The organism is Oceanirhabdus seepicola (assembly GCF_023684385.1).
GTDB classification, from domain to species: domain Bacteria; phylum Bacillota; class Clostridia; order Clostridiales; family Clostridiaceae; genus Oceanirhabdus; species Oceanirhabdus seepicola.
In genome coordinates, this window is the sequence record NZ_JAGSOJ010000001.1 from 197,869 (window position 1) to 224,402 (window position 26,534).

Below are 26,534 nucleotides of genomic sequence, written 5' to 3' on the forward strand. Positions count from 1 at the left end.
AAATTATAAGAATCATCAACAACCATGGATACCTATTCACATGTGACACAAAAGATGAAAAAATATAGTGTAGATATCTTTGAAAAAATATTTGCCACCCAAAAAAATTAGGGTGACAAACAACGTTTTTTTCACTTATTCAATTCTTTAACCCTGCTTATATCAACGATAGCCTAACTATATAAAGTATTAATTAAAAATAGAATAAATTACCTCTTTAAACAACTTATTAATATACTTATATGACACTGACTCTTTTGTAATATCTTTATTGTACTCTTTTACATTATTTTCATTATAAATATATTTTTCTATTTTTATAACATTTTCTTTACTTAAATATATTAAGCATTCACCTTTTTTTATCTTATTATCTTTCAAGTATATATGCAACTCTACTGGATACTCCATACTATTGTCTATAATATTTTCTGCCCATTTCGATCCAAGAAAATCATTTAAAAAGATACTTCCTTGATTTTCTATACCCTTTATATATTCTCTAACACTATCAGAATGTATTTTAAAACAAAAATCTTCACATTCTCTTTCAACTATTTCATTGTTAATTAATATACTCTTATCCAATTTATTTAATGATGCTTTATACTTTATCTTATTATTATTTTCTATACTTGGCACTCTAATACCAATTGACTTTTCGAATAATTCACCTAAAGATATCTTTATTTCACTATCACTAATTTTATAATTCATGTTTAATAATTTGCTAAAGTCTTTATTATTAGAAATGAAACCAATTGTCCCATAATGCTTGTCTTTTATCTTTGCTCCTAAAATATTTATATCTGATTTCTCTAAGATATTTTCAATTAAAGCTCTGTTGTTTTTACTATTTGTATAATCATATTTGATTTTGATTTTGTATTCATAACTAGAATAGTTTTTATACTTTTCATATGAATCTTTTAACATCATATATGACCTAACTTGTTGAATATAAGGAATGCTCATTACTATGACTATACCTAAAATAATTAAAATAACTACTCTTATAATGTTTTTTTTCATTTTTATCCAACTTTCATTAATTAACTTTATTTCTACATAATATCATTGTCTATCATTTTCATCAAGATTTTTCTTAATTATTCCAACTGTAAAGATTCAATTCTAATTTGATCTATTTATATATCATCTATAAGCCTACATACTCTCATAAAATTAAACATGGAAGACATATATCATATACAACATATCAACGCATTCCATCGTAATCTAAAGAACTGGCAAGCCAAGTTGCCAAAAGACATTTGGCAATATCGATAGGTACATATGGATTAAAATAAGAAAACATCTGAAAAGTTTACATCCCAACAAACCGTTTAAATGGATATTAACAGACCTCACGTTAACAAAACACAGTTATTTAAAATAAGTTGAATACCAATAGTGAGGCATGCTGTAGTTAAGTATATGACTAGCCCTGATGATACCAGTCTAAAAGAATATTTTGAAAAGAGAAATAAGAAGGATTTCATAAAAGACAATGTTTTGAGTAGATAAAAGTCACCCAAAATCAACAACTACTTGAAGAATAATCAAGTAGAACCCAATAGTAATAAATAATACGAATTGATTAAGAAGGCGTTCAAGAAGTTCAAATACCAACTTGTATGAGGTAAAAAGATGGTTTGATCCGTATGTGTGTGAACACACAAGTACGGACCTTAGAGGGGAACTAAGTCGCAAGGTCCCCTACCTACTCGACCACTAGATAAAGAAATCATTTGTTACAAAAAGAGTTTAATGTAATAAGTTAAGAAGTAAAGGAACCTGGGAGTTCCTTTTAAATCACTTGATTATCAACAATATTTTTAAACATAGCCTTAATTTTAAACAATATCTATTTTTTCACTTCTTTTAATCTCTAAATCCGCTTATATCAACGATAATCTAACTATATTCTCCACATGATAAGTATGAGGGAACATATCAACAGGCTGAATCTCTTCTACCTTGTAACCATGCTTTGTTAAGTATTTTAGATCTCTTGCTTGTGTTACAGGATTACAAGAAATATAAATAACCTTCTTTGGACTCATCTTCACCAAAGAAGACAGGAATTTTTCATCACTACCGCTTCTTGGTGGATCCATCATAACTGTGTTCAGTTTCTCACCAGCGTCAGCCATCTTCACCATGAATTCCCCTGCATCACCTTCATAGAAACGAGCATTCTTTATGTTATTTATCTTAGCATTTTTAATAGCATCCTTTACAGCATCCTTGTTCAATTCAACTCCAATAACTGACTTCACATTTTTACTGAGGATAAGTCCTATAGTTCCAATACCAGAGTATGCATCCATAACCACTTCCTCACCTTTAAAATCAGCCATTTCAATTGCTTTGGTGTATAACTTATGGGTTTGTATAGGATTAATCTGATAAAAGGATTTAGGAGAGATATTAAAAGTACAACCACATAGTATATCTCTAATAGTCCCTTTACCATAGAGAACATTTTCTCTATCTCCAAGTACCATGCTAGTTTTTTTGTTATTCACATTCATTACAATAGTTGTAATCTCAGGATGCTTCTTTAATAATGCCTTTACGAAATTGTTTTTTGAAGGAAAGACAGTACTCCCTGTAACTAGTACTACCATCACTTCTTTAGTGGCGAACCCTGTTTTAATAAGGACATGTCTTAAAAGCCCCTGACCTCTCACCTCATCATAAGGCCTCATCTTGAAAGATTTCATAAGTTCTCTAATTGAAGCATTTATCTCATCTGCCTTAGGATCTTGTATTATACAACGTTCAATGGGAATCACTCTATGGCTACTTGTTTCATAAATACCTGAAATAATCTCTGTCCTATTTCCATAAGCATACGTTGCGTGTATCTTATTTCTATAATCATATGGCTTTTCCATAGTGATAATTGGATTAACCTTACCATATTGTTTCATAAGCTCTTCAATATTGTTCTGCTTAAATTTTGATTGCCCTTCATAAGACATATGCTGAAGTTGACATCCACCACATTCATTATAATGAGGACATTTAGGTTTCACTCTGTATGGAGATGATTTCTTTACCTGAAGAATTCGTCCTTTAGAGGTTACACCTCTTTTTGATATTTCTACAGTTGCAGTTTCGTCTTTAATTAAATTTGGAATAGAGAGTTTCTCATTTCTATGAAATATTATACCTCTTCCCTCTTCATCCATACCTATACATTTAAATTCCATTGCTTCTTTTTTAGAATTATTTTTCTTATGTGTTTTATCTTTAATTTTTCTATTATCCTTAAAATTTTTCTTAAAGTTCCCTTTATTGTTTTTCATTCTATCCATCCTTTATACAACTCTAGTTATTGCTAATTATTTTAACTTTTATTTTTACATTATATCATTCTTTTAGATGTATGAAAATAAATGTTATTTTTAGTGATTACAGTATAGATAATAAATGACATAAATAAACTCAAGGGATGATGCTAATCCCTTGAGTTCATTATTTAAATTTAATTATTTCATTATCTTACATATATTATTTGTAAATTCTACTGGATCTTCAATTGGTAATCCTTCAATTAATAATGCTTGGTTGTATAGAAGCTTAGTATAAAGTTCAAGTTTCTCTTCATCCTGCTCTGTTGCTTCTTTAAGCGCTGCAAACACCTCATGGTTAGGGTTTATCTCAAGAACTTTATCTGCCTTCATATTTGGATTATCAGGCATAGCACTTAGGATTTTTTCCATCTCTATTGAAAGTTCCCCTTCATTAGATAAACAAACTGGATGTTTCTTTAATCTCTTAGATGCTTTAACAACCTTAATTTTATCCCCTAAGATATCTTTCATTTTTCCAAATAAATCTTTGTTTTCTTCATCAGTAGCAGAAGAATCGTTTTCATTTTCCGCTTCTATTCCAAGATCACCACTTGAAACTGATTTGAATTCTTTCTCTTTGTAGTTCATAAGCATTCTTATAGCAAACTCATCTACATCATCAGTGAAATATAGTATCTCATATCCTTTATCTAATACAAGCTCTGTCTGAGGTGATTTCTCTATTCTATCAATGGAATCCCCAGCTGCATAATAAATATATTTCTGTTCTTCTGGCATTCTAGATGTGTATTCATCCAAAGTGACCATTTTCTTCTCTTTTGATGAGTAGAACATTAATAAATCTTGTAAGTCATCTTTATTACTTCCGTAACCACTATAAATACCATACTTTAATTGTCTTCCGAAAGATTTGTAGAATTCTTCATATTTCTCTCTATCATTCTTTAAAAGTTTATTAAGTTCATTTTTAATCTTAGTCTTTATGTTCTTAGCAATCAGCTTAAGTTGTCTATCATGCTGTAGAATCTCTCTAGATATGTTTAATGATAGATCCTCTGAATCAACTATACCTTTAACAAAGTTAAAATAATCTGGTAATAAATCTTCACATGTTTCCATGATCATTACCCCGTTTGAGTATAGTTCCAGACCTTTTTTATACTCTTTTGTATAGAAGTCATATGGTGTTTTTTCTGGAATAAATAAAATTGCATTATAACTTACTGCACCATCAGCGCTTGTGTGGATATATTTAATTGGCTTATCAAATCCATAATGCTTTTCTGCATAAAAGTTCTCATAGTCTTCTTTAGTTAGTTCCCTCTTATTCTTTTTCCAAATAGGAACCATGCTGTTTACTATTTGTTCCTCTACATAATCCTCGTATTCGTCTTCGCTGCCCTCTTTTAATTTTCTTTCAGTTATATCCATCTTAATTGGGTATCGAACGAAATCGGAATATTTTTTTACGATTGATTTTAATCTGTACTCTTCTAAATACTCATCAAAGTTTTCATCTTCTGTATTTTCTTTTAACTTAAGTATTATCACTGTACCAACTGAATCTTTCTCACATGGTTCAATTGTGTATCCTTCAATACCATCAGATTCCCACTTATATGCCTCATCACTACCTAATGCTTTACTTATTACAGTAACATTATCTGCCACCATAAACGCTGAGTAGAACCCAACTCCAAACTGTCCAATTATATCATGACCATCTTTTATTTCATTTTCTTTTTTGAATGCAAAAGATCCACTTTTAGCAATAACCCCTAGGTTATCCTCAAGCGCCTCTTTAGTCATTCCTATACCTGCGTCAGAAATTTTTAATGTTCTCTCATCTTTATCTATATCTATTTTTATAAAATAGTTATCTTTTTCGAAGCTTAAAGAGTCATCTGTCAACGCCTTGTAATAAATTTTATCAATAGCGTCACTTGCATTAGAAATCAACTCTCTTAAAAATATTTCTTTATGTGTGTAAATGGAATTAACCATAAGATCTAAAAGTCTTTTAGATTCGGCTTTAAATTGTTTTGTAGTCATTTTAAACTCTCCTTTCAACTTTTGTTAGCACTCTCTTTAGTCGAGTGCTAACATAACTATAAATTACTCCTTTTCCTATGATTTGTCAATATGTTTTTGATATTTTAACTTTTCATTCACATTTATTTATTGGTTTTTCATAGTATAACTTAATTTATACATACACCTTAGAAAAAGCTAAACGTCTACATACTCAAAATCACAGCGCTTCAATGTGTTTTGAGTATGTAGACGTTTAGTTTTATACTTAAAACCCTATATAGATTCCATATTTTACGATATTAATTTTGATTATTCTATTGACAAAAAGAGAAAGCTATAATATCATACATAGTGTCACTATATCGTAATATCTGAATATAATAATATATAGATACATAGAATAAAATAACAAGGAGGTATTCTCTATATGGAAACTAAAAGAAAAATATTAAAAAAGAAAGCTGTTGTGGATAAAAAATACTGTGTAGCATGTGGTGTATGTGTAAAGAGCTGTCCTTTTGGGGCAATTAAAATAAAAAATGGTGTTGTTGCTGAAGTGGATGAAAGTAAATGTGTTGGATGCGGCAAATGCGCTAAAACTTGTGTTGCTTCTGTGATTGATATTATTAAAAAGGAAGAGGTGAAATAACATGGCAGCATTAAAGAAAAAGAAAAAATGGAATGATTACTTATGGATAGTTTCTGCAATATATCTTGTATTGGGATTCTTTAATATAATGTTTGCATGGATAGGACTTGTCTGTTTCTTAGTACCTATAATAGTTTCATTATCAGGAGGCGGAAAAGCTTACTGTAACAAGTATTGTGGACGTGGTCAGCTATTAGAAATTTTAGGCTCAAAGTTAAAATTATCTAGAAATAGATCTATTCCAAAATTCTTAAAGACAAAATGGTTTAGATATGGATTTCTTATATTTTTCTTTATTATGTTTGGAAATATGTTATTTTCAACGTATCTTGTATTTTCAGGTGCTAGTACGATGAAAGAAGTTGTTACTTTACTTTGGACATTCAAAATGCCTTGGAATTGGGTCAATGTATCTACTGTTACTCCATGGATTGCTCAATTTGCATTTGGCTTTTATAGTGTTATGCTAACATCAACAATTCTTGGTTTAATAACTATGGCTTTGTACAAACCTCGTTCATGGTGTGTATACTGTCCAATGGGTACAATGACTCAAGGAATCTGTACTTTGAAACACGTTAAGAAAGGTATTTTATAGATTTCTAAGTTGTGAACTTAACTTATTCAAGAAATTCAAAAATAAAATTTGGGTGTAAAGAACAAATAAAAAATACATACCCTTTACTGAAAATGGGTATGTATTTTTATTCATTATAAATTATTTTTTAAATTTTTTCGTTTCATTTTTTATGGATTATATTTTTATTGAATCCTCTTTAATAATAACCAGTTTCTGCTATAAAAACAAAAAAAATAATAAAAGCCTTAAGAGGGGGGTCCTTTAAGACTTTCATTATGAACTAAACTCTAATAGTCAATAAGTGCCTATTAGTAGAATCTACTTTTTGTTCAAAACTGCACAACTTTCTCTTTTTATTAATTTTGTTGGTATAATAACTGTTTTTGTGATTTCTCTATTTGTCTTAATTCTATCAATCATAAGGTCAACTGCACTCTCCCCCATAAACTCCGTATATACCTTTGTTGTTGTCAATGTGGGTACTAAAAATTTTGCCATAGGAATATCATTAAATCCTATAATACTAATTTCATCAGGTATTGAAATTTTTGATTCCATCAAAGCTTTATATACCCCTACTGCCATTGAATCACTAGCCACATAAATTGCTGTAGGTTTATTTTTCATAGTTATCAGCTCTTTAGTGAGCTCATATCCATCGATAGGTGAAAATTTTCCTATCTTTATTAATTCCTTGTTGTATATTCCATTTTCATTCATATACTTTTCATAAGCTCTTTTTCTATATTCTATAATCTCTACGTTTCCAGTACCATAATAGTCCTCTCCACTTACAAAAGCAATATCTTTATGACCTAATTCCCTTAAATAATTCAATGAATCAGTAACTGATTTATCAAAATTAATTACAACTGAGTCATATTCTTCATCATCAATTGGTGCATCTACAAATACTATATTATTCGTTATCATTTTTAAACTTTCAATGTCGTAGGCATTCTTACCACCAACGGCAATTATTCCATCAACATCCATTAAATCCTGATAATTGCCATCTTTTCTTATGCTTTTATACAAAATATTATCCTCAGTACATTTTTTCTCAATTCCAACTCTTATTGATAAATGATAGGGATCCAATATTTCTTCATCTTCTGTAACCCAATGAATCACACCAATGGTGAGTCTAGATTTATTTCTATTTTTTATAATATGCTCTCTTTTTTTAACAACTGTGTATTCAAGTTCCTCAGCTATTTTAAATATCTTCATTTTCGTGGCTTTTGTTACATTAAGAGTTTCATCATAATTTAACACTCTAGATACAGTTGCAATAGAAACATCCGCCTTCTTTGCAATCTCCTTTATTGTAGCCATATACCTCACCTATCTTTCTAAGGCAAATTCAAATAAATAACTAGTTATTTATTTTCATATGCCTAAAGCTTTAATTTCAATAACTTTTGAGTAAAAATCCCCTCTGTATTCATCTTTATTATTTACATCCTCAATTATTATGCCTGCATTCATTAGCTCATCACCAAAGAAAGTTCGCTCAAATCCACTTACTTTATACTCCACTTCTTCTCTTAGTCCTAGTAACCTAGTTCTTTTAGATTGTTGATTTAGCCTTTTTAATGCTCTATAATATCCCACTAACGCTTCATTCTTATCTTTAGAGACAACGGACCATACAGTAATATTACCATCACCTTCAAACGGACTTCTTATTCTATAAAAATCCCCTCTTAATATTTGTCTCCTCCACTTTTTATAAAATTGTATCTGCTCTTTTATAGCCAATATCTCCTCATTTGAGAGTTTGTTTACATCTAATTCATAACCAAGAATACCGAAAAATGACACATCTCCTCTTAAGTTCATTGGAGTTATTCTATTAGTGTAATGATTGGGAGTGTCAGAAACATGAGCACCCATAGTACTCAATGGAAAAATTAATGATGTACCATATTGGATTTTTAATCGGTCTAAACCATCAGTACAGTCACTTGTCCATGTTTGTGGAGCATAGTATAGCATTCCACCATCATATCTTCCTCCGCCCCCTGCGCAGGATTCAAACAAAATATCTGGAAATTCTGAAACAAACTTCTCATAAAGCTTATACACCCCTAATATATATCTGTGCATAAACTCACTTTGTCTTTCTGGTTGCAGCTCTGTAGAAAATGGTTCTGTTATATTTCTATTCATATCCCACTTTACGTAGGATATTTTACTTCTTCTAAAAATCTTTGAAAATTCATTAAATATATACTCTATTACTTCATTTCTCGTAAAATCCAAAACATGTTGATTTCTTGAAGGAGAATTTTTTCGTCCAGGTACTCCAACCAACCATTCTGGATGTTTTTTATAAAGATTGCTTTTCTTACTTATCATTTCAGGCTCAATCCATAATCCAAACTTCAATCCTATTTTTTCAACTTTTTCACTTAACCCCTTTATACCACTAGGTAGTTTTCTTAGATTAACATTCCAGTCACCCAAAGATGTTGTATCATCATTTCTTTCACCAAACCACCCATCATCAAGAACTAGCAGCTCAGCACCTATTTCTTTTGCTTTTTCTGCAAGTTTCAGTATTTTTTCTTCATTAAAGTCAAAATAAGCAGCTTCCCATGTATTGATTAATATTGGTCTTTCTCTATCTCTCCAATTCCCTTTTACTAATCTGTTTCTAAATATATCATGAAAGACTTGACTCATTCCATTCATTCCATGATTGCTGTAGACTAAAACACTTTCTGGTGTTTGGAATTCATCATTCTTATCCAAAACCCATTCAAATCCATGTGGATTTATACCCATCGTAACTCTTGATATATTGTTGAAATCAACTTCTACTTGAGATAAAAAGTTTCCACTATATAATAAAGCAAAACCATATACTTCCCCATTTGTTTCCGTTGTATGAGGTCTCTTAAGTGCAATGAAAGGATTATGACAGGCTGAACTTGCTCCTCTTCTGCTATATACACCTTGAATTCCTTGTTCTAAATTTCTTTCTACTATATGTTTTTCTCTAGCCCAAGCTCCTGATAAATGAATCATATTGAAATTATCATCATCCATATCTATTGAGGAACTCATAGCTGAGGTTAATATTAACTTCTCTGTTCCATGATTTTCAAATCTAACACTTCTTGTTATCACTGGATATGCCTCAAAAACTGTATAACTTAGTATAATTTTAGCATTAGTTAATTCATCCATCAAATTAATCTCAATTGTTTCACATTCTTGTTCACTCTCCACATAAATTGAAGGTAATCCCTTCAACCTTTTTTTACCTTTATATATTTTATGTGAATAATATTGAAACTCACTAATTATACTTCCATTCTCATGCTTAATTTCATAGGCTGGATACCTATAATCGCCTGAACCATAAGAAGGATATTCTTGTTTTATATGTTCTAAGGAAAACTTATTATCATTTTCATATACATTAGCTGTGTAATCTCTTCTCTCTAACTTATTTAAACTTTGAAATGACTCTCTATGGATTAACCTTTTCCCAAAATATAAATGTCCTAAAGAATTATTCTTTAATATCCCCATGATATAACTTATCCACTTATTATAAATATGAAATTCTTTTGTTTTTTCATTATATAAAATTGCCATTTAAAAACCACCTTCAAATTTGATTTTCAACATGATATTTATCAAACAATATCACGTTAATTTGAAAAGACAACCCAATTAAAATTATAATCATCCAATTAAACCTGGAAATTATTAGTGCAAATACCACTTGAATCAAAATTGATAAAATAATTATTGGGAGCTTTTTATGTGCAATAAATATCCCATTCATTACACCATTGAAGTACTTCAACTTATCTGCCCTAGCATATATGTAAAATATCACTTGCGTATATATCAATACCTCAATAATTAAAAATAATGCCACTCCCATTATTATGTATCCTAATGAAAACACTTTCAAAATTGTATGTATAGAAATCAAACTAATAATTATCCACACTGTTGTTAACGTAGTCTGTCCAATATTTTTTATAAAACCTTTTAGAAATATTCTTATAATATTTAATACACTCATATTATTTCCGTTTTTCTTTCTCTCAAGCAAAACATAGTAGGAAGCTGTAATTGCACTTCCAGCGGTTAATATTGGAAGTGCAAAAATCACCACCAATATACTTATTATCATTAAATCAAATGCTAATTCACCATATTCAATAAATTTACTCTCTAAAAAATTCCTGTCCATATTCGCTCCTTATTTTATTGCACTATCAACCATTCCCTTAACAAAATACTTCTGTAAAAATACATATAATATAACAACAGGCATTATGGCAATTATAGCCGCTGCTGCTGCCGCATTTAAGTTTGTTCCTGTCATTGAAAAGAAAGTTGATATGGCTAAGGTTATTACCTTCTTATCTGGCCTTTGAAGAAAATATAAGGAAAACTGAAAGTCATTCCATACTGCGATTCCAGTAAGTAATATTACAGTGGCAGTAACAGGCTTTAATAAGGGCAATATTATTCTATAAAAGATACTATATCGTCCACATCCATCTATAGATGCCGCTTCATCAAGTGCTTTTGGTATAGTCTTAATAAAGTTAGTATATAAGAATATACTTATTGGTAATTGGAATGCTACGTGAACAAGAACTATTCCCCATATTTTATTTATTGCATTAATATTTGCCATTATTGAATATAGAGGAACTAATAAGCTTAAAGGTGGTATCATCATAATACTTAATATAAAAAATATTATATATTTGTTTAATTTACTTTTCACCCTAGCCAATGGATATGCTGCCATTGAACCAATGATCACTATAAAAATAACTGAAAGTAATGTTATTAATAATGTATTTACAAGGGCAGTAATCATCCCCCCTTCGTTTAAAGCTATTAAATAATTTTTAAAATGCGCACCGTTCTTTAGAACCCAATAAGAAGAAAAATCTGTTTGTTCTTTGAGAGATGCAATGAAAGCTATATAAATAGGTATTATGTGAAATAGAATAATGATAATAGTTAGTACTGTTTTCCACCATTTTTTTTTCTTCATTAATATTCCACTTCCTTTCTCTTAAAATATAGCTGAGTTATTAATGTTACAATCAAAATAGAAACAAATAACAATATTCCTATTGTTGAGGCATAACCGGCCACTTGTGTTAGGAATACTTCGCTGTGAACAAGTGTGGATAAGGAATGTGTTGCGTAACCTGGTCCACCATTAGTTAATGCTTTGATAATATCAAATAACTTCAACCCTCCTATGAGGTTTAATGTAACACTTGTAACAATAGCTGGGTAAAGTAGTGGAAGTGTAATTTTCTTAAACTGTTGAAATGCTGTAGCCCCATCTATTTCTGATGCTTCATAATACATAGTTGGAATTCCTTGAAGTCCTGCTAAATAAATTATCATAGATATACCTACAAACTGTATGCTATTAATAAGTACTAGAATTACTATTGCAGTTTTAGGTTGTGATAACCATAGTCTTGGTTCCATTCCAATTAATTTTAACAAATCATTTAATGCTCCATTATCATATCTGAAAATAAAGTAACACATATACCCCATTATTACCGCTGATATTAATACAGGCATATAAATTATAGTTCTCCCCAAATTTCTGCCTTTAAACTTATTATTTAAAAGGAGTGCATATAAAAGACCTAAAATCTGTTGTATTGCTGTACTACCAAATCCATATATTAATGTGTTTATGAAAGCTATTCTCACATTTTTATCTGTCACAAGTAACTTAAAATTATCAAACCCAATGTAATTATAATTTTGAGAGTATCCATTCCAGTCTGTAAAAGAAATTTTGATCCCTTTTAAAAATGGATATACAATGAATGAGCAAAACATAATTATGGCTGGAATATACATTAAATTCAATAGATTCTCATTTTTTTTCAAAAGCCTACCTCCTCATTTTAGGGATAGGCATTACCTATCCCTAAATTTAAAGTGTTATTACTTTCGTAATTTATTATAATCTGCTTTCATTTGCTCTGCAGCATCCTCAGGAGTCATTGTTCCTGATACTAAACCTGATCCTGTTTTACATAATGAACCCCACATTCCACTTGGAAGGTATACTCTATCAAAATATCCAAAACCTCTATAATCTTTTGCCTTTTCAAAATATTGATTCATTTCACCAGCATCTGTTTTATATCCTTCACCTACTAATCCAGTTGGATTTCCTGATACTTTAGCCACTCTATTAACATTTTCCGGTTTTGCTAGGAAATCTATGAATTTAAGCCCCTCTTCTTTTAATGGTGAATCTTTATAAACACCTAAGGCAACTCTCTCACCAGTTATATACGCTGGCTCATCATCTTTTGAATTAGATGGTACTGGCATAAATCCGTAATTACCGTTTTCATTAAACTTTTTAGCCTCACCTATTACATAATTTCCAAAGAAAGCAAATGCAGCATTTCCCTTAGCCAACTGCTCTCCAACTTCTGGCCATGTTCCTTCATTAATATTCTTATTGATATATCCTGATTTCTGTAAGTCTATTAATAATTGAGCAACTTCTTCCCAATTACTCCAATCAAATGTTCCATCTACCAATTCTTCACTATAGTTTTTATTTTCGTTTGTTATTAAGAATGATGGAGCTACCCAATCAAAGAAATTTCCAATTGTCCAATCATCTTTAGATCCTCCAATGTATAAAGGAGTTTTACCAGCTTGTTTTATTTTTTCACAAGCAGCTTTGAAATCATCCCAAGTTTTTATCTTAAATGGGTCAACCCCAACTTCATCTAATACATCTTTATTGAATGCAACACCTGCAATATCATAATCCATTGGAAGTGCATAGATTGTTCCATCTTTATCTGTCATTATGGATTTTATGCTTGAATTAATCTTTGATGCCCACTCTCGATTTTGTAGTGGTTCTAAATATTCACCATATCTCATTACTGACCATCCATGTGTAGCAAGTAAATCTGGTAAATCTCCAACTCCCATTTTAGTTTGCATTGTATTTTCGTAATCAGGATATGTTACTATTTCAACTGCTATCCCTTCATTTTCTTTTTCATACTCTTTTGCAATTTCTTCTAATTCTTTGAATGTAGATTCAGTTTGTGCAAAATTCACTGCTACAGTTAATTTTTTATTTTCTTTTGATGTTGCCTCATTCTTACCCTTACAACCCACCATTAAAGTTAACATGATAGCCAAAGTTATCAAAAGAATACTTTTAAATCTCTTCATTCATGATTCCCCCTTTTTTAATAAAATACTTTTTATACATATTCTGGTATCTTATTTTCATTTTACTATAATTTTAGTTAAATTTCAATAATTTTAGTAAAATCTTTTGAATTTTCTGAAAACACTCTTTTTGCTTAGTTTACCCTATTAATTGAGCCACTAGAGACGCACAAAATTAAGCACTTCATATATTTCTAATATGAAGTGCTTAACATATTTCAATTTTTATTTAGTTAGATGATTCACCGAACTCAATTATTTCTTCTATTATAGATTCTTCATTCTCTCCAATTGTTTCAATAAAAATTCGTTCAACTTTACTGATAAACTCAGGATCAAATTTTCCAATATCTTTCATAGCATTATTCATCTGCTCTTTATTTTTAAATCTACCTATTGTTATATGAGGAATATATGATCCATCTTTTGTCCATGGTGATTGATATTCTGCAAGTAATCCTTTATGTAATTTATAATGTAACTCTATAATTCTTTCTTTCCCTTTAGCTATATTTAAAAATAAATAATACCCATGATTATCTACAGCCTCAATTCCTTGTGCTGATACCTCAAATTGCGATTCATTCGATAAAATACCATGAATCTCTGTTTTTAAATCCTCTATTTTTATATCACTTTCAAATGGGAAAACCAATGTTATATGAGGCTCAATACATCCATACAAATCATCGTACTTTTTTCTAATTTCTTCTATTAAAAAGCTATTCTTAAATCTTGGAAATATGTGTATGCATCTTGTTTTCATTTCTTCCCTTCCTTTCATTAGACCTATTTAAATATAATATATTTTAACCAGAAAATAAAACTAAACCTTTGATTAGCTTTACTATAACATACAGTTACGTATGACCCCCATATCAAAGGCTTAGTTATCTCTTATTTAGATTATCCTCTGCTAATAAACTCTTCAATGTCCTTTTCTATAAGTTTTAATGCATTTCTCCAAAACTCTATTGAGTGAACATCTATATCAATTGTTTTTGCAATATCAACAATATTATTTTTACTTGTAGCGCTCAAGAATTTATTATACTGAGTTACGAATTCTTCCCCTTTATTTATATATTCCGCGTAAAGCCCCTTAGAAAATAGCACTCCAAATGAATATGGAAAATTCAAGAATTCATTCCCAGCCATATAATATCCAATTTTATTCATCCACATATATTGATGAATGGTTTCAGAATCAATACTCTCACCATAAGCTTCTACCATACAATTAGTCATTAATTCATTTAACTCTTCAACAGACAATTGACCTAATTTTCTTCTTTCAAACAATTTATTCTCGAAATTGTACCTACCATAAAAATCAACAATATAATATCCCACATCTGAAATGCTTTTTTCTAAAATAGATAGCCCTTCATTCCTTTGTAGAATATTAAGTAATGCGTTATTTACTATGGTTTCACAAAAAATTGAAGCTGTTTCTGCAATAGGATTAGGATATTCGGTGTTTAACATCTTTTCATCTCTAAGACAATAACTATGATAAGCATGTCCAATTTCATGAGCGATCACCCCAATGTCCCCATAGTTTCCAGTAAAATTAGTAATAATCCGACTTTCTCTTATGGGAAAAATATCAACACATAATCCATAATTACCTTTCCCTTTTCTAGGTTCCGCATCAATCCATCTTTCATCAAAAACCTTCTTCGCAAAATCTGCAAGTTCTTCACTAAAAGATTCAAAGCTTGATACAATTAAATCTTTGGCATCTGAATATGATATTTTTGTATTATTATTACTCACAGGTGCAAAAATATCATAGAACGGAAGGTTAACTTTATGCCCTAGAATTTCTGCCTTTTTATGATAATATTTATGGAATATAGGCAGACTTTCTTCTATAGCTGAAAACATAGCATTTAAAGTTTCATAATCCATTCTTGAAACCATGAGAACTTTTTCCAAAGGTGATTTATATCCTCTCATATCATAAATAGTAAGTGCTTCTCCACTAATTCCATTTAAACATGCTGCACATGCTTGAGATATGCTTTTACACCCTTCCTTCTCAGCAAAATAAGCAGTTTTTCTTAAAGATTCACTTTTGTCATATGCCATGTTTCTAAGCTCTGCTAGTGACATTTCTTCTGATTCCCCTTCAATATCTATATCCATTGATACGGTAGAAGTGAGCTCCATATAAGCTCTTTGCCATGCTCGCGAACCTGTACTTTGCATTTTTTCAATTATTACTTCTGCCTCTTCACTCAATAAATATTTTGACTGCAAAAGGAGTTCTTTAAGATAAAAACTATGCTCTATAAGATATGGTGAACTATCTATTAACTCATCTATGTTGTTTAAAGAATCAAACCATTTGTTGAACTTAACAAAAGCCTCCGCAACTGCTGAATCCTTCAACTCAATATTATCTAAAACATCCATTGCTTCAATATTTGTGTTATCCGAATTTAAAATTAAATATGCATAGCAATATAAACATGAATATAAGCTTTTATATTCATTATAAAGCCTTAAAAACTCTTCAATTTTAGAAGCGGCTCTAGTAGTATCTTGTAATTTTTTTTCAGCCCATACATTTAAATTAGCTATTTGATGATCAAGAAGTTCCACATCACCTTTAAACTTTGGTGAGTTAAAAGAAGTATAAAGTGTATCTAAATTCCATCTTAATTCCATTAATAAACATCTCCTTATAAACTGTTATTTAATTCACTATTTTTTTATTCTAATTTCAATGTATTATCGTTTCTACATGTTCTCACTCCTCAACTGATTATAATTGGGTGTTTATTTAATGGATGTTTATTTCGATTCGCTTTACTATATTTTAGCATAACAGACCTTATTTTAACAGATTCACTTAGAGACGAACACTAATATCTCTTAACATATTGTTGATTATAAAAAATATTTAATCTTATCACTCTCTAATCTTTTGATAGAATCCATTATATACTTGTATAAATCACCTAAAATCACAAAGAATATTCTTATAACCTATTCTAATAAAGGAGCATTTTTATGACTAAAAAGCAACCAAGAAAAGATGTTAAAAAATATGAGAGCAAAGCTCAAAATCCAAACTACAAAAAGAAAACAGAGAAAGATGAGGGAAATTATACAGATCCTGTAAACCTTGGTTAAACACATTAAAAAAATACCAACAGAACAATTGATTCTGTTGGTATTTTTATTAACTAGCAGATTAATTTATATTTTTTTCTAAAGGCTTATTTTGATTTCTCTGTATTTGTTTTAAACTTCTTTTTGCTTCCCATTGAAACTGGTTAACCTTCGAATTAGAATATTGAATTAATATTTCTATTGATTTTTCATTTGGAAACGCCTGTAACGCTCGAAGCAATTTCCAAATCATTAAATCGTCATTTTTATACTTAATAAATAATTCAATGATCACACTAAAACACTCATGATTATTGTTATAATAAGATATAAAACCTATAGCATCAATCGCTTCAGTTATTTGCCTATATTCTCCATTATACAAGCATTTTTTTAGCTCTTTAAGTGCTGGCACTCCTATTTTACATATAGTTCTAGCAATTATATCTCTAGGTAGTGGATAGTTATTTTTATTAAATGGTTTATCTGGAAGTACTTTGTGTTGATTACTTCCAATTCTACCTAAATATCTTATTAATGATTCACTAGCTTTTTCACCAAATAAACTTATGGATTCTGTAATAGCAATTTTTGTGTATAGTTTTTTTTCTATTATTAGAGATTCAATTAGAGAAGTCATAGTTTCTTCATCTTTATAATTTCCCAACAATTTTGCAGCTATAGTCCTTTCTATTGAAACTTTAGACTTTAATAATTCTATTAACTCTTTTTTCGTATACTTCTTATAGATCAATAAATCCTTATCCTCTATGTATCCCCTATTTCTAAGTTGTGTTAGATTGCTTTTTATTATATTCACCTTCTTATATTATAAAATCTCAACAACAAATTATTGTGACTAATATCATATTAAAACATTTCATCTAGCGCTCCAAGTCTACAAAGTTCCCCAGAACTACATAGTTCTTATGTTAGACCGATGCATTTGGATAAAGCACTAGCGGAACTTCATACATTTTGTTTATAAACTTTTCTTAATTACTAGTACTTTTCATAATCTCTCTAGATGTTGGCATAGTTGAATTATCATTCTCATCATAGAAATATAATGGTAACCCTTCTGCAAATATTGGATAAACAGTTTTAGTTGGGTCCTGCCTTTGATGATGTATATGTAAATGTGGCTCTGAAGTGGTACCAGAATTTCCAACCTTTCCAATGTAATCACCAACTTCAATATTGTCGCCTACCTTTACATCTACAGAGTTCTTTTTAAGATGATTTAAAAGAAGAAAGGTTTGTGTTTCATTAATCTTGATATACACATAGTTACCTTCCATAGATATAAATTCCTCTGTGTTTGGTGTTATGTCGTCTTCCTTGTCGTAAGCTGCAACAACTACTCCCGATACAGGTGCATAAATCTCTTTATCATAAACACCATAATCTTCAAGTTTGTCACTACCTACATTCTCTGGTTCTATAACCAAATCATAGGCCCACCTTTCAGATGCCCAGATTACATGTGGTGCATTAGTTTCTACTGTATCTCCACCCCATCCTACTAGAACCGGTTCATGAAAAGGTGAATGTATCGTAATTGCAGGTGATGTGTCTTCTAAATTAATTGGATACGCCATGGGAATTATATTAACAAGCATTAAAATCGGAAATGATAAAGCTACTGATAATATAAGAGAAATGCTGCTTTGAAAGACATTTTTCTTTTTAATAATACTTCTTATCAATCCAATTAAACTAATAAGAAATAGAACTACCCCAATAGGCGCAAATACGAGTTTTATTAATACCCAGCTTATAGCACCTATCATTCCATGCATTATACCTACACTACCCCAGAGAACAAATAAAACAAGCGTTAGTATAAAGTTGAAAACATTAACAAAATTAAATATCTCTTTTCTTTTTTCCATTTTTGCTCCTCATCCTTTAATTAATAATTTTTAATCATACTTCCTGCCGCTTCATCAACTATTATTGTTACATCTGGATGCAACTGCAGTACCGAAGCCGGTAATTCAGGTGTGATTTTCCCATAAACCATATCATAAACTGTTTTTGCTTTTTCCTCTCCGCTTGCTAATAATAAAATCTTTTTAGAATGCATAATAGTCTTTATTCCCATACTGATAGCTTTAGTTGGAACATCCTCTATACTATCAAAAAATCTTGAATTTGCTTTTATTGTATCCTCATCCAGTTCTACTAAATGTGTAAAGGCTTCAAATTTAACATCAGGTTCATTAAATCCAATATGACCATTTCTACCTATTCCCAGTAGTTGTAAATCAATTCCACCAGCATTTTTAATCTTCTCCTCATAAGATTTACACTCATGGTCTATATTTTCAGCTTTACCATCAGGAATATTTATATTTTGAGAATCAATATTCACATAACTAAATAAGTTATTCTCCATAAAATAAAAATAACTTTGATTATTATATTTATCTAATCCATGATACTCATCTAAATTAAAAGTCATTATATTTGAAAAATCAATTATATCCTCTTTATTCATTCTAACTAATTCTTTATATGTTCCAATAGGTGTTGAACCTGTGGCTAACCCTAATACACTTCTAGGATTTAAAATCATTTGACTTGCAATAATATTTGAAGCCTTTTTGCTTAATTCTTTATAATCTTTAACAATGATAATTTCCATAGCTACTCTCCTTTTATATCTTATCTTCAAACATAGTCATTGTAGTTCAAAGAAATGAAGCAACGCCATTAATTATTGCTCTTTTTTTCAACTTTTCACTTCTTTATTTTGATTTATAATTGCAATTATGAAGTTGTCTATTTTTTATTATAGTACAATTATATCAAACTATTTTTTATTAAAGTAATATTTTTTATGTTATGTCTATATTTAGTTTATATTTAAGTATCCTATTTCAATAAAGCAAAAAAATTGAACATAAAAATATAATACCATGCATGTTATCTTATACTATAATAACATGCATGGTATTTCACAAATATAACCATAAGATATTCAAAATAGTTAGCCTTTTCAGCAATCATTGGAATACTGAGTACCATTAAATAAGTCTATAATCCTTCCACTATCAGTTTTTATTATTGGAAGATGCGGTGCTTCAATATAATCTGTAAAACCGATAATCTCTCCTTTTAAACTATTGTTGATTATTATTTTTTCTCCTATTTTACAAAAATTACTTCTATGAATAAATATATTTAAAATGTCAGGGTCATATTGTTTTCCTTTATTTTCCCATAATCTTTTTATTGCTTCATTTGGTGTCATTCCATCATTATATAAATATCCCCCGACCATTACATCATAAGCTTGACATATACAAAGAATTCTTCCAAACAAACTTATATCTTTGTCTTTTTTTCCTTTTGGTCGTCCATGTCCATCATAGTATTCATGTCTATCTAAAACACCGTAAATAATTAAATCCTTTCTAAGTACTGGTACCTCTATAGAAACCTTCATAAAAACTGCCATTTGTTTAATTAATACTTCAACTTCACTTTCAGGATTTTTTAAGTATTTTTCAAATTCTTCTTTTGCAATATGAGTATAACCTATATCTGAAAATAAGGCAGCAAGTCCTAAATCAATAAGCTCATCATCCGTCAATTCAAGGGTTAAGCCTATCATCAACGCCATTGAAGCAGTGTTTATACTATGCAAAAATAATATATCTTTATATTCTTTTAATTCTTCTATTAATTCTTTTAAACTATTATCATTTAATATTGTATTTATCAATCTTAGTTTTATTACCTTTGCTTTTTCTTGCAATTTAGTAGATTCTAACTTTTTTTCAAATGAAGTAAAAAATGGATTATTGTAAAAAAGCTTTAAGCTATTATTTGCTATTGGAATAACTGTTTCATCTTTATTTTCCATATAATCATTTATATTTTCTTCCTGAGGTAATGGCTCAATATATATTGGAAAGGTTAAATTTTTATTATATTGAGAGATTATCTCTTTTAAGTTATTCCTAAATTCTTTTTCACTAAACTCTTTATCATCAATAAAACTTTTAAACTGAGTTCCAGAAGGAGAAACTAAAACGGAAATATCATTTGCAGCATGTTTTTTAATCTTGCTAATTAAATCAGAAGATAATACCTTGTATCTATCTATTAGCATCAAGCCATCCACTCTATAAACTGGATGTAAAATAATATCTCCTGGAAGAAGATCTTTGATCTGTTTTTTTATATAATTCTTAAATTCCATATTATTAATAGCAGTATCTCTATTTTTATCCATAAAATCTCCTCCTCTTTCCATGTAATCACTTGAAAATTCTTTATATTTTATTATTTCGACATTTTTATCAATGTTCCTTTAAAATTGATGTATAGTTTTAAATCTAAAAAAGAGACTTTATAAGTCTCTCAGGATGTTCACAAAGTTACAATATATTGTTTTCACTCTCCAGAAATTAAGTTAATAAAGAAATCAATACAATTTTTATAATTTTCAAGGCTAATCCGCTCGTTTGTAGAATGAATGCTACCAAGTTCCTCATTGGTTATAGAGTACGGTGTGAATCTATATATATTTTCACATACATTTTCGTACTTACGTGCATCAGTTCCAGCCATAACTATATAAGGTGCAACCAATGCATCTGGATAAAGTTTATATGCACATTCCTCAATTAAATGAAATCCATAGGTATTAATTGGTGATATTTCTGAAGGTGCTTCAAGTCTTAAAATATCAACTTCATGGGGAATGTCTTTAATTACATTTTCAATGTGCTCCATCAGTTTACCCGTACTATCATGTGGTGCAATTCGAAAATTAAAGGTTGCACTAGATGATTGTGGTAGAACATTTGGCTCCATACTTGCATTAGCCATAGTTGCTGCTGTGGTTGTTCTGAGCAAAGCATTGCCTGAATTATTTTTAGATAAAGCGATTTTGAGTACTGGTCTAAACAACCACAAATTTGCAATCAATACTCGATTTAAAAAGCTCATTTCTGGTCCAATATAACTAAGAAATTGCTCAGTATATTTTGAAATTTGAAGTTTCATTTGATTTTTTTCAAGTTTTGAAATAATTTTAGCCAAGTTTCCAAGGGATGTATGTTTAGGAGGCATTGAAGAATGTCCCCCTGTCCCTGTTGTATTAATTCTGATATTCGCATAGCCTTTTTCACCAATTCCAACATAGCCTATAGGTCTTGGAATATTAGATAAAGCCCCTTCAACAACACAACCACCTTCATCGATTACATATTCAAATTCAAGTTTTTCTTGTTCAAATAATTCAGCAATTTTTAAAGCACCTTCTGTTCCCCCCACTTCTTCATCGTGTCCAAAGGCAAAATAAGTTGTTCGTTTAGGACTTAACCCCTTAGAAATCATATATTCAGCCGCTTCAAATGCAGAAAAAATCGTAATTTTTGTATCCAAAGTACCTCGGCCCCAAATGAAATCATCTACAATCGCACCACTAAATGGCTGTTCTTTCCAATCATTTTCCGTTCCCTCTTCAATTGGTACCACATCTTGATGCGCAGTAATTAATACAGGTTTAAGTGAATCATCACTTCCAATCCATTTGTAAACAAGACTGTGTTCATTCACCAATATTTTTTCCATTGTAGAATGTATTTGTGGGTAACTTTTCTCTAGATGATTTCTAAACTTTTCAAATTGAGACCAATCTACTTTATTATAATCACTAAAAGAAATTGTTGGTATTTTTATACCCTCTGCAAATCGCTGGGTAGCTTTATCCATATTTATATCTGCTTCTATAAATTTAATACTACTTTTTCGACGCTTCGTTTTAAAACATGCCACTTTATATCCCAAGAACGCTACTAAGAAAATACCAATTAGAACTAACTTCATCTCTAAGCCTCCTTAATCCACCCTTTTTTATACATTATTCTCGCACTTATTACTGAAACAAGTCCCAGTACCGGAATTAATGCCCCTGTTGCTCCATTTGGAATTGGGGCAAACTTAAACAATAATACAGACACTGCAATTGGAATAACTGCTAATTTCCATTGTTTCATTAACCAATAACACCCCAATGCGCCAAATAAGGCTGGTAAAATATTTTCAAAAGCTGGCTTAAGTTCTGGTGAACTTAATAAGGGTGTTAATGGCGTTATTGCAAGCATACCTATCAAAACAACTAGAACCGTTACAATTGAAGAAATAGCAGCTGATATAGTTGCAATGACTTCTCCTTCTTCCGTTTGTGGTTTAACCTTTGCTTTATCCATGCACATCAACACGCAAGGTATTTTTAAATTTGTAAGATTTCCTGTTACAAATACCAAATACGATGCCCCACTTCCAAGCATAGGTGTGTACGTTATAACTTCAGCTGTTGATATAAACAAATAAATCATTGTAACAGTAAAAATACCCGATAACAAATTTTTGAATGGTGGAAAAATATTAAAATACACACAGACCACTGATGGTACTAAAAATATAAAAAATAAAGCTATTAACCCACTGGTTCGTCCCATTGTATGAATATGATCATCATATGATTTCATTTATTTGCCCCCCTAAATTAATATATTCGTATAAACAATGGCCATAACCATTGCAAAAATCATACTGATAGATAATGCAAAATTGCCTAACCAAGCTACTTTAAATTTTCGCTCAACAATAGTTATAAGAAACATGATACCACCGCCTGAAAGAAGGGTAAAAAAAGGTACTCCTCCTTTAACAATTGGCTCACTTAAAAATACAGAAATCATACCAAAGAATAAAGCAGAAATAAGTATGCCCGCCCAAGCTGAATTTTTAGTCATTGTATTCTTTACTGATTTTTGAATTTTCTTAAGGGCTACTATGCAGATTAATAATCCCCAAATAATTCCAAAACTCATAACCCACATTGAGTTTGCAAAAACTTCTGCCGTATAACCTGCTGCTCCAAGACCTTCTACCCCCATACTTTTTGCTCCAATTCCTGCCGATATTAATTCATAAGGTGCTGAACCAATAATAGAAAGTCGTATCCATGGGAAAGGTACACCCAGCACAGGTGCCATTGCAATCAATGACACGATAATAGGTAGTGAAGGTACAATAGAAAAGATTGCGCTTTGCTTTACGGTATTCATTAGCTGTTCTTTTGTAAGACCAATTTCAATACCACGTTTCCACGCTTTCACTAGAAAAATCGTACATTGAACCAAAACAAATAAGATGACCATTGCTCCTAATCCATAAATTAACTTGCTGTTGGCGATATCTAAATAATCCATTTTTAAGTTCCCCCTCTAATATCTCTATTTAACCAACACTCTTTTGAGTGCTATTAATAACCAATGATTAATCCAATCCACAAGAAAGCAATAGAAATCACACCCATGATTAACTGAATTTTAAATACCCACTTTAGCCACTTTACATAGCTTAAATCTGCTAATCCCAAAGCTATAAGCAACACAGCATTAGTTGGGTATAATATATTTGAAAATCCATCTCCAAATTGAAAAGCAAGAATAGCCATTTGTTTGGTGATACCCATCATTTCCATCAGTGGTGCGATGATAGGTATGATGATAAAAGCCTTTGCACTACCTGAACCAATGAAGAAATTCATTATAAATACAATCAAATATACGAGCAATAATGCTTGCAATGAAGTAGAAGAAGACACCCATTCAGAGGAATAAAATAATAGCGTATCCATGATTCCACCTGTTTGAATAACATGTTTAACACCCGTTGCCAAAAGAATGAGTACAATTCCCGGAGTCATAGAACGGGCACCTTTTAAAAATAGATTTAGGGTTCTTTTTAAACTAAAACCTGAAAGGATACCCCCACCAATTCCTGATACTAGAAAAACAAGTCCTATAATAGGTAAATTTAATTGACTGATGATTGGTACAACCGGTGATAGAAGAATCAAAATTACCATCAATAGAGTGCAGGCTAAAAACCATTTTACTCCTTTTTCATTAGTTAAGACCGCTTGACAACTGGTTGAATTCGGTTGATCTTGTCCTAATGTTTTGCCAGTTTCTATAGCTATAGTTTCTCCCATATTTATTGTACCTTCTATTTTTTTCGCATGTCTTATTAAAAAAGTAGTTAATATGAAATACGTTACAATAAAAATAATAATTCGATAAGGTGCTCCAGAAAACATTTGAATACCTGCAATCTCTTGTGCAACCCCTATTGTAAATGGATTAGAAACAGCTGCCGAAAACCCAAACCCTGTAGCCAATAAACTCATTCCAAGTCCAGTTAATTTGTCCCATTTCAATTCTAAACTAAGTGCAATCATAAGCGGTATGAGTGGAATTATTTCTTCAAATATACCTATAAAAGCACCTAAAGACATAAAAATAAAAACAATAACAGCTAGTAAAAGATATTTTCTATTCTTAAATTTGATAACAACACTATCAATAATCGACTTTAATATAGACGCTTCATTTAATATATGTATGGCACCACCTATGATCAATAAAAAGAAAATAATAGTGATAATAATGACACCTTCGCCACTAAACAATACTTCAATTGGTGCAGTGAACCATTTTAATATAGGCAATCTTTGACCACTTGTAAAAGAAAAACTATCCGGTACAATTATTTGTTCTCCTTTTACTTCAGTTCTTATATAACTGCCTGTGGGAACAATTTGAGTTAAAATACCTGAAAGCATAAGCAATGCCATCAAGATTATAATAGCTGAAATAAATGTTTTTTTACTGATATTCACATTTGATTTAGTTGACATATTGCTATCCCCTTTATTAAATATTCCATTTATTTAATATAAACCCATTAAGTTCTGCATTGATGTCAATCGCTCTTTCTCCATCACCACCTTTTATCGCATGATATAGGGATTGAATCTGAATTTTGAATTTCTGGTATGCAACCTCATCGCTACAAGTATAGAAAACTGCATTTTCAATCCCTTTTTTAAAGCTGTTCATCAACATTAAAAAAAGTTGATTTCCACTTTCATAACCTAAAATAGAATAGATATTTGAAATTTGCTTTTTTCGTTCCTGAATGTTTTGAAGCTCTTCAAGATGTTCTATTATCTCTAATAAATCACCATGTTCATCAAATTTTTTATTGTTAGAACACAATGATATGATACATTTTTGATTGTTACATATAAAATCTACTATAGATTTTTTTAAATCATCTTTTAAATCTTCTTTTTGAAACCCTATAATCGTATCTAATAATTTAAAATCACCATATTTTTTATAATCTAATACCATTGCACCTTGACGTGAAACAATCTTAATTAGACCTTTTTCTTCTAAACGAATTAATCCATTATGAATAATTTGCCTGGAAAACCCATACTTTTCTGATAATTGCCTTTCCGGTGGTAGCTTATCTCCCGGTTTATACTTACCAATTAATATTTCTGATTCAAGTAATTCAAGCAATTCATTTTCTCTCGATACCATAAAACATCCACCTTCCCCGTGGTCTGACCACAATATAATATTAACATTATTTTATATTTTTGTAAATAATAAACAAAAACCAACAAAACTTTCCTCACAATCTTTCAATTTTATTTCCCTGGAAATGAACTATCTCCATTTGATTTTTTATTATTAAAAAA

The 26,534-nt window shown here is 30.2% G+C and carries 23 protein-coding genes; 3 read left to right on the plus strand and 20 right to left on the minus strand.

Translation table 11 applies throughout. The features are described 5' to 3' along the window. Nucleotides 1-189: 189 nt before the first annotated feature. The 3 genes from KDK92_RS00985 to htpG form a co-directional block, all read right to left on the minus strand. Entirely contained in the window at nucleotides 190-1,032 is an 843-nt protein-coding gene (locus KDK92_RS00985; RefSeq protein WP_250857153.1) for a hypothetical protein, read from the minus strand. A gap of 869 nt (nucleotides 1,033-1,901) precedes the next feature. Then, nucleotides 1,902-3,317 carry a 23S rRNA (uracil(1939)-C(5))-methyltransferase RlmD gene (gene rlmD / locus KDK92_RS00990; RefSeq protein WP_250857154.1) on the minus strand — a complete coding sequence of 472 codons (1,416 nt, stop codon included), beginning with the start codon at nucleotides 3,315-3,317 and terminating at the stop codon, nucleotides 1,902-1,904. Nucleotides 3,318-3,500: 183 nt separating this feature from the next. Next, nucleotides 3,501-5,378 (minus strand): molecular chaperone HtpG, encoded by a 1,878-nt coding sequence (gene htpG / locus KDK92_RS00995; RefSeq protein WP_250857155.1) that lies wholly within the window; start codon nucleotides 5,376-5,378, stop codon nucleotides 3,501-3,503. Nucleotides 5,379-5,787: 409 nt separating this feature from the next. Here htpG and KDK92_RS01000 point away from each other — a divergent pair, with 409 nt between their 5' ends. After that, a complete protein-coding gene (locus tag KDK92_RS01000; RefSeq protein WP_250857157.1) occupies nucleotides 5,788-6,009 on the plus strand; it encodes a 4Fe-4S dicluster domain-containing protein in 222 nt (73 codons plus the stop codon). Between the two features lies 1 nt (nucleotide 6,010). Next, entirely contained in the window at nucleotides 6,011-6,607 is a 597-nt protein-coding gene (locus tag KDK92_RS01005; protein ID WP_250857158.1) for a 4Fe-4S binding protein, read from the plus strand. Between the two features lie 300 nt (nucleotides 6,608-6,907). Here KDK92_RS01005 and KDK92_RS01010 read toward each other — a convergent pair whose 3' ends face one another. The 8 genes from KDK92_RS01010 to KDK92_RS01045 form a co-directional block, all read right to left on the minus strand. After that, complete coding sequence (locus KDK92_RS01010; RefSeq protein ID WP_250857159.1) at nucleotides 6,908-7,927, minus strand: LacI family DNA-binding transcriptional regulator; 1,020 nt, start codon at nucleotides 7,925-7,927, stop codon at nucleotides 6,908-6,910. Nucleotides 7,928-7,981: 54 nt separating this feature from the next. After that, nucleotides 7,982-10,201: an alpha-galactosidase gene (locus KDK92_RS01015; RefSeq protein ID WP_250857162.1), complete on the minus strand. Its 2,220-nt coding sequence runs from the start codon at nucleotides 10,199-10,201 to the stop codon at nucleotides 7,982-7,984. 13 nt (nucleotides 10,202-10,214) lie between these two features. Beyond that, nucleotides 10,215-10,811, minus strand: a complete 597-nt coding sequence (locus KDK92_RS01020) for a hypothetical protein (protein ID WP_250857163.1) — start codon at nucleotides 10,809-10,811, stop codon at nucleotides 10,215-10,217. Between the two features lie 9 nt (nucleotides 10,812-10,820). Then, on the minus strand, nucleotides 10,821-11,633 hold the full coding sequence (locus KDK92_RS01025; protein WP_250857167.1) for a carbohydrate ABC transporter permease: 813 nt from the start codon (nucleotides 11,631-11,633) through the stop codon (nucleotides 10,821-10,823). After that, a complete protein-coding gene (locus KDK92_RS01030) occupies nucleotides 11,633-12,502 on the minus strand; it encodes a carbohydrate ABC transporter permease (RefSeq protein WP_250857168.1) in 870 nt (289 codons plus the stop codon). Before KDK92_RS01030 ends, KDK92_RS01025 begins: the two co-directional genes overlap by 1 nt. Before the next feature lie 57 nt (nucleotides 12,503-12,559). Further along, nucleotides 12,560-13,825 (minus strand): ABC transporter substrate-binding protein, encoded by a 1,266-nt coding sequence (locus KDK92_RS01035; RefSeq protein ID WP_250857170.1) that lies wholly within the window; start codon nucleotides 13,823-13,825, stop codon nucleotides 12,560-12,562. 229 nt (nucleotides 13,826-14,054) lie between these two features. Next, nucleotides 14,055-14,591, minus strand: a complete 537-nt coding sequence (locus KDK92_RS01040) for a 2'-5' RNA ligase family protein (RefSeq protein ID WP_250857171.1) — start codon at nucleotides 14,589-14,591, stop codon at nucleotides 14,055-14,057. A gap of 140 nt (nucleotides 14,592-14,731) precedes the next feature. Further along, nucleotides 14,732-16,501, minus strand: a complete 1,770-nt coding sequence (locus tag KDK92_RS01045) for a M3 family oligoendopeptidase (protein WP_250857173.1) — start codon at nucleotides 16,499-16,501, stop codon at nucleotides 14,732-14,734. Between the two features lie 345 nt (nucleotides 16,502-16,846). Between KDK92_RS01045 and KDK92_RS24370 the strand changes: the two genes are divergently transcribed. Then, the gene (locus tag KDK92_RS24370) at nucleotides 16,847-16,969 is read left to right on the plus strand and encodes a hypothetical protein (protein WP_276575849.1); all 123 of its coding nucleotides are present in this window, start codon (nucleotides 16,847-16,849) and stop codon (nucleotides 16,967-16,969) included. 61 nt (nucleotides 16,970-17,030) lie between these two features. Here KDK92_RS24370 and KDK92_RS01050 read toward each other — a convergent pair whose 3' ends face one another. From KDK92_RS01050 to KDK92_RS01090, 9 genes are all read right to left on the minus strand, one after another. After that, nucleotides 17,031-17,768, minus strand: a complete 738-nt coding sequence (locus tag KDK92_RS01050; protein ID WP_250857175.1) for a HEAT repeat domain-containing protein — start codon at nucleotides 17,766-17,768, stop codon at nucleotides 17,031-17,033. A 175-nt stretch (nucleotides 17,769-17,943) separates the two neighbouring features. After that, the gene (locus KDK92_RS01055) at nucleotides 17,944-18,843 is read right to left on the minus strand and encodes a M23 family metallopeptidase (protein ID WP_250857176.1); all 900 of its coding nucleotides are present in this window, start codon (nucleotides 18,841-18,843) and stop codon (nucleotides 17,944-17,946) included. A gap of 20 nt (nucleotides 18,844-18,863) precedes the next feature. Then, complete coding sequence (gene nagB, locus KDK92_RS01060; protein WP_250857178.1) at nucleotides 18,864-19,598, minus strand: glucosamine-6-phosphate deaminase; 735 nt, start codon at nucleotides 19,596-19,598, stop codon at nucleotides 18,864-18,866. 354 nt (nucleotides 19,599-19,952) lie between these two features. Beyond that, a complete protein-coding gene (locus KDK92_RS01065; protein ID WP_250857180.1) occupies nucleotides 19,953-21,194 on the minus strand; it encodes an HD-GYP domain-containing protein in 1,242 nt (413 codons plus the stop codon). Between the two features lie 161 nt (nucleotides 21,195-21,355). After that, nucleotides 21,356-22,795, minus strand: coding sequence for a M20/M25/M40 family metallo-hydrolase (locus tag KDK92_RS01070; RefSeq protein ID WP_250857182.1), 1,440 nt, complete (start codon nucleotides 22,793-22,795; stop codon nucleotides 21,356-21,358). 2 nt (nucleotides 22,796-22,797) lie between these two features. Beyond that, nucleotides 22,798-23,460: a hypothetical protein gene (locus KDK92_RS01075; protein WP_250857184.1), complete on the minus strand. Its 663-nt coding sequence runs from the start codon at nucleotides 23,458-23,460 to the stop codon at nucleotides 22,798-22,800. A gap of 12 nt (nucleotides 23,461-23,472) precedes the next feature. Next, nucleotides 23,473-24,186, minus strand: a complete 714-nt coding sequence (locus tag KDK92_RS01080) for a DUF5058 family protein (RefSeq protein ID WP_250857186.1) — start codon at nucleotides 24,184-24,186, stop codon at nucleotides 23,473-23,475. 53 nt (nucleotides 24,187-24,239) lie between these two features. After that, a complete protein-coding gene (locus tag KDK92_RS01085) occupies nucleotides 24,240-25,679 on the minus strand; it encodes a Na+/H+ antiporter NhaC family protein (protein WP_250857188.1) in 1,440 nt (479 codons plus the stop codon). Nucleotides 25,680-25,695: 16 nt separating this feature from the next. After that, nucleotides 25,696-26,373, minus strand: a complete 678-nt coding sequence (locus KDK92_RS01090) for a FadR/GntR family transcriptional regulator (RefSeq protein ID WP_250857190.1) — start codon at nucleotides 26,371-26,373, stop codon at nucleotides 25,696-25,698. Between the last annotated feature and the right edge of the window lie 161 nt (nucleotides 26,374-26,534).